The organism is Dialister histaminiformans (assembly GCF_900103425.1).
In the GTDB taxonomy this organism is placed as follows: domain Bacteria; phylum Bacillota; class Negativicutes; order Veillonellales; family Dialisteraceae; genus Allisonella; species Allisonella histaminiformans.
The window spans coordinates 1-6,159 of the sequence record NZ_FMXA01000032.1 but is presented as its reverse complement, the minus strand read 5'-3'; the positions used below and the strand labels follow the sequence as shown (position 1 = coordinate 6,159).

Below are 6,159 nucleotides of genomic sequence, written 5' to 3'. Positions count from 1 at the left end.
GCAGTATGCTATTGGAAGATATATTGCGGATTTTTATTGTAGAAAAGCTAAACTGGTTATAGAACTTGATGGTTCGCAGCATTTTATGAAAGATGGGGCAGCTCATGATTACCGAAGAACGGTTTTTATGAAACAATTTGGTATTCTTGTATTACGATTTATGAATAAAGAGATATTAACGAACCTGTCAGGGGTATGTGAGTACATTGATTATGTGGTTAAGCAGAGGTTGAAAGAACTTAGGAGCAGCCAGAGTCAGGAGCTTTACCTATAATTCCTTACGATGCACATACAGGAATCAACTCTCCGCCATCTACGATGGCCCTCCTCTCTCCAGAGAGGAAAAGGGGGCTGCATTCTTCACGTTTGTGGCCATTGGCATTCTTTTGGCCTTGTGGTGTGTGAAGGTTCTGAAATTATATAAGGTTACAGGATATTTTTTGTATTTTTAACTGTCAATGGAGTGAGTAGGGTTCGAGCTTCATTGACAGTTTTTTTGTGGTAAGTTGGTTTACGTATTTTCTTCATTGTCCATGATTCCGCAACCTCCCTCAACGCTCAGTTCTCGAATCTGTATTTCCCCTCTGTCTGAACCATCGCAGGGTCTGGCCTTTTAGCCGAAAAGCAGCGGACTGGATGTGCAGGAAGGAATAATGAGGCTATGCGGCACATTTCCCGATGGGGAATGAAGAAAATTCATTCCTGTCATTACTCAATTCGCACCGCGCAATTTCCAAACCTCCCGATTTCTGTTAAAATAAAGTTATTCACAGAGTTATTCTACTTTTTCACATGAAAAATCAGTAGAATCGGCGCGGATTGTTGGAAAGATATTCACATTTTTCCACAGAGTTATGAACTTTTTCACTTCACGTTTTTCACACATTCACAGGCAGGGATTTTGCGTATGGATATTTTTTCTTTATGGTCTAAAGTACTTGGTGAAGTACAGAAGAGCGATCCTCAGTATTATGAGGTGATTATGCGGGGCGTGTTTCCCCGTTCGTTTGAAAACGGTGTTTTTTCCATTATGCTCACCGGTTCCGGCCCATCCTGGATTTTAGGATGGTTTAAGGCGATTTATGAGAAGAAGCTGGCGGAAATCATTTCTTCTCTGGTTGGATCACCCATTCGTCTGGAGGTGGTAGTGCAGGGGCAGGAAACTCCGGCACCGGCCGCTCCGGCAACACCGGCTCCTCTTCCGGAATCGTTCCCACAGCCGGCTATGCCTCCGGTAACCCCGGCTCCGCAGGCCCAGGCTCCGGTTTCTCAGACGCCTCCGGCTCCTTTCCCGGAAGCCCCATCGACTCCGGCTCCGGATTTTCTGGACAAGGTTTCCCGTGGCGATTTCCAGCATGCGGACCTTCCAAATATTCAGGATAAAATCCGTGAACAAGGCAAAGAACCCATGCATCCAGGCAATCTGTTTGAACCGGCAGGCGAGCGGGAAGAGGTGACCCAACAGTTTGAGGACCAGGTAAATATCAACCGTCAGTTTACGTTTGACACATTTATCCACGGGCCGAGCAACGAACTGGCATTCAAGGCCGCTAAATCGGTAGCGGAGGCTGCACTTTCCGGCAATACGGACAGCCGTACGAACCCGCTTTTCATTTATGGGCCGTCCGGTCTGGGCAAGACGCATCTGCTTCATGCTATCTGCAACTATATTCACGACCATGCGCCCAAACTGAACGTGCGGTTTGTCACCAGTGAAACGTTCCTCAATGATTTAATCAAATCCATTGAAACTTCATCCATGGATAAGTTCAGAAAGAGATACCGCAGTGTGGACTACTTCCTCATGGACGATGTTCAGCTGTTTTCCGGCAAGAACTCATCCCAGACGGAAGTCTTCAATACATTCAATGTGCTTTTTGACAATAAGAAGCACATCATTCTCACCAGCGACCGCACGCCGCAGGATATAGAAAAGCTGGAAGACCGCATCAAGACTCGTTTTTCCAGTGGTCTCATTGCGCCGATCGAACCTCCGGATTATGAAATGTGTTCCGTCATCCTGCTGAAGAAGGCAGAACATGACCACATCGTACTTCCGGAAGATGTTATCAACTATATTGCCGGCCACATTCATACCAATGTGCGTGAATTGAACGGCGCTTATAATAAACTGGTTTCCTATGCCCAGTTCACACAGCAGAAGATTACACTGGATATGGCCAGAACCGCACTGAAGGATGTCATTCCTCCGGATGCGAAGAAGGAACTGACCATGGAATTTATCACCGATGTAGTATGCGAATACTATGGCGTATCCAAAGCCAGCGTCCTGTCTCCGGGCCGACCGAAGAAGATTGTGGCGGCGCGGCAGATGGCCATGTATTTCTGCCGGCAGGAGCTGAACGAATCCTATCCGAACATCCGGGATTATTTCAAGCGTAAGGACCATACCACGGTTATGTATGCGTGTAACCGCGTAGAAAAGGATTTAAAATCCAAACCGGGTATTGCCGACGATTATCAGAAGATTAAGAAAATCCTCGCCAGCCGGTAAGGCGGAAAACCCGCACCAGCCCTATATTTTTTCAGATTTTTAACGGCATATGGGGACAACCCTATGGATAGCGATGCGAACAACCTGTGATTATCTGAAAACCCGCAAAAACGGTGAATTGCGTGAAAAACCACAATTCACTATTCACATTTTTTTCAACAGCCGCGGAAATCGATAAAATCTGGTTATCCACCGACTTATTCACTTATTCACAGCCCCCTACTGCTATTACTTCTATTTTTATCATATCCATCATTAAAAAAGGAGAGCCCATGAAGGTCAGATTCAACAAATCCATACTGAGCCACGCTCTGGATACAGTTCAGCGTGCAGCACAGACAAAAATAACTTCCAATACAAACAACGGCATTCTGATTCGTGCTGCGGAAGGTCGCATTTCTTTTGAAGCCAATGATTATACCATTGGTATTAAAACCAGCTGTGAAGCAGAAATTCTGGAAACAGGCGATGTAGTGGTAGCAGCACCACAAATGCCGGGTATGATAAAGCTCCTTCCAGGAGAAGAAGTCATACTGGAAACAGACGATGCTGCCAGCTTATGCCATTTCCGTGCAGGAAGCGCACATTACCGGTTCCCGACTATGTCTTATGATGACTTCCCGCAGGTAGAGGAAATGGAACGGGTCAATGTATGTCATATGGCCTGCGCAGATCTGCAGATGCTCAATAGTCTCATTGCTTATGCAGCCGCCATGGAAAAGAATAATCCGGTGTTCAACGGCATTCTCTTTGAAATTAAGGGCAACGTATTTTCCATGTCTGCCACCAACACCCATCGTCTGGCTATCCGGGAAATCACTCTTCCGGAAGAAGCTACCAGCACAGGTCGTTTCATTATGCCGTCCGGCATTTTAAATGATGTATGCCGTCTGCTTCCGGACGAAGAAGGGGCACAGGTGGAAATTTCCTGGGCAAAGAGCCATGCCGCCTTCACTTTCGGAGACACATATTTCATTACCAACCTCATCAGCGGTGAATATCCGGACGTACACAGAGTGGTGCCGACCCGCTCCGATGTGGATGCCAAGTTCAATCTGAAGGAACTGTCCAATGCCATCCGCATGGTAAGCCCGATTTCCCGGGATATCAATTACAACACAGTGAACTTCCAGTTCTCTGAAGAAGGGGCCATCATTTCTGCAGAAGATGCCGATGTAGGGGCTTCCTCTGTATCCATTCCGGCGGAAGTATCCGGAAGGCTGCCGCTGAACATTGTGTTTAACTGTTCTTATATAGAAGATATATTAAAGCATTCCAACGGCGAAACCATTACGTTCCACCTGCTGGCCAATGGACCGATGCTGATAGAACAGGAAGAAGATAAGAGTTATATTTATGTAGTTACCCCAATGAGAGGCAGACAATAATGAAACAGTGGACTATACGCGGAGAATACATTCAGCTGGATCAGCTTCTTAAAAAATATGATGTCATTTCTTCCGGTGGACAGATTGGTTCCTACCTTGCGGAAAATGAAGTGACATTGAACGGTACTCCGGTACATGAAAAGAGAAAGAAAATCAGACCGGGCGACACTCTCCGTCTCTCCGGAGAGGACATTCAGATTCTCGGGGAGGACTGATGAAGGCCTTATCGTGCCGCCTCATACAGTTTCGCAATGTGGAAGACAGGACCTTTGTGCCCGGAGAGGGGCTTACGGTATTTACCGGGCCTAATGGTTCCGGGAAGACCAATGTGCTGGAAGCATTCTTCCTGGCATCCATCGGCCGGTCACTGCGCACCCATCAGGATCAGGAGATGATCGGACTTTCCCATGAGGAAGGGACGGTCATCCTTTCCTATGTCTCCGGCGGGGTGGAAAATACCATCAAAGTGCGTCTGTTCCGCAAAGGGGGAAAGAAGCTGTTCTTCAATGACAACCCGGTGCGGAGAAAAGACCTGCTGGGGCTGTTCCGTACAGTGCTGTTCACGCCCGATGAAATGAAACTGGTGAAAGGCATGCCCAGGGAAAGGCGACGGTTCATCGATATGGAACTGTCTCAGGTCAATCCAAGGTACGTAGAAGAAGTATCCAGGGTGCAACGGGCGGTGGCGCAGCGGAATGCAGAATTCAGAAATGCCCGTTTTAACGGCCGCAAACCTCAGGTGGATATGTGGGACATGCAAATTGCCCGCGGATCAGCGTATGTGCTGAAAAAACGCATGGAAGCCCTGGAAAAGATGAATGCTGCCGCCTCAGAAATGACCCGCCGGCTTACCGGAGGCAGGGAAACCATGACCATAAAGTACAGACAGGCAGGAAATGAAGGGGATCCGGTTCTGTCAGAAGACTGGTTTATCCGGAAACTGGCAGAAAACCGGGAGGAAGACACCCGGCTCATGCGCACATCCATTGGACCGCACCGGGATGATCTGGTATTTCTTTTAAATGGAAGAGAACTGTCAGCCTACGGCTCTCAGGGACAGCAGCGCACCGCCGTACTGGCACTGAAACTTTCAGAAATTCAGTTCATCCGTGAGGAAACCGGAGAAAATCCGGTGCTTCTCCTGGATGACGTAATGGGAGAACTCGACGCATCCCGCCGGCAGGCCCTGATTTCCTATGTGGAGGAGCACGATGTACAGACCATCATCACCTCCACTGACAGAGTGGGGGATGGGAAAATAGTAGAGATGGGATAATGCTCAAAGGCCGTGTACCTCATGAGGATGGCAGGCGTAAAGTGGAATATTCCCTTTTGCAAAAGGCAAGCTTGCAAAAGCTGATTAACGGAAGCATGCGAAACGTTTCCCGTTCTGGAATACGATAGCCAATCATGGTGCACAATATCCAATCTCCAGCTTTAAAGTAGACCCGCCTGCCATATATTAAGATATTAAGGATTTGCAGGCATTCGAGACAATCCGTTGTCTCGAATCCATCCGCTTTAGGCGGATGGGGGATAGTTGATTCCTCTGTGTTTGCATAAAGGAAGACAGAAGGATGTTATGTATTTCCCTTTCTGGAGAGAAAGGGGGACTATTCGCTTCAGCGAATGGTGGATGGTTGATTCCACTATGTTGGAACATAGGAAAGCGTGCTGTTGTACGTTTGACTCTTATCCAGGTTTTCCCCGAAATGAGGCCTTTATGTCTGCGTTTTACAAGGGATAAGCGGAATATTCTCTTCTATAAAGATAAGAATGCAAAAGATAACTAAGGGGAAGATTGCTAAAACGAAGCTCCTTTCTGGAGAGAAAGGGGGACTATTCGCTTCAGCGAATGGTGGATAGTTGATTCCTCTATGTTGGAACATAGGAAAGCATGTGTATGTTTGATAAACTTTGTGAATCAGCGCATCTTTGGGGATATTATGTTCTGCAGGAATGGATAGTTAAGGGGGATAGGGAATGATTAGTTGTGTATAAGTGCATTTACAGGACAATAAAATCTAAAAAACAAGCCCGTCGTTTTCGTAAGGCGATGACACGGGAAGAGAAGATATTATGGGGGTACTATCTTCGAAAGTATCCTATTCGCTTTCATAGGCAGTATGCTATTGGAAGATATATTGCGGATTTTTATTGTAGAAAAGCTAAACTGGTTATAGAAATTGATGGTTCGCAGCATTTTATGAAAGATGGGGCAGCTCATGATTACCGAAGAACGGTTTTTATGAAACA

General features: G+C 46.8%; 6 protein-coding genes. All 6 read left to right on the top strand.

Going from position 1 to position 6,159, the window contains the following annotated elements:
- The coding region (locus BLQ79_RS07945; protein ID WP_143270129.1) for an endonuclease domain-containing protein at positions 1-274 on the top strand (274 nt) is incomplete at its 5' end.
- Positions 275-907: 633 nt separating this feature from the next.
- Positions 908-2,515 carry a chromosomal replication initiator protein DnaA gene (dnaA, locus tag BLQ79_RS07940; protein ID WP_091365558.1) on the top strand — a complete coding sequence of 536 codons (1,608 nt, stop codon included), beginning with the start codon at positions 908-910 and terminating at the stop codon, positions 2,513-2,515.
- A 272-nt stretch (positions 2,516-2,787) separates the two neighbouring features.
- Positions 2,788-3,903 (top strand): DNA polymerase III subunit beta, encoded by a 1,116-nt coding sequence (gene dnaN, locus BLQ79_RS07935; RefSeq protein WP_091365556.1) that lies wholly within the window; start codon positions 2,788-2,790, stop codon positions 3,901-3,903.
- Positions 3,903-4,118 (top strand): RNA-binding S4 domain-containing protein, encoded by a 216-nt coding sequence (locus BLQ79_RS07930; protein ID WP_091365553.1) that lies wholly within the window; start codon positions 3,903-3,905, stop codon positions 4,116-4,118. Before dnaN ends, BLQ79_RS07930 begins: the two co-directional genes overlap by 1 nt.
- Positions 4,118-5,179 (top strand): DNA replication/repair protein RecF, encoded by a 1,062-nt coding sequence (gene recF / locus BLQ79_RS07925; protein ID WP_091365551.1) that lies wholly within the window; start codon positions 4,118-4,120, stop codon positions 5,177-5,179. The genes BLQ79_RS07930 and recF overlap by 1 nt, the downstream gene beginning before the upstream one ends.
- A gap of 717 nt (positions 5,180-5,896) precedes the next feature.
- The coding region (locus BLQ79_RS07915) for an endonuclease domain-containing protein (protein WP_200779866.1) at positions 5,897-6,159 on the top strand (263 nt) is incomplete at its 3' end.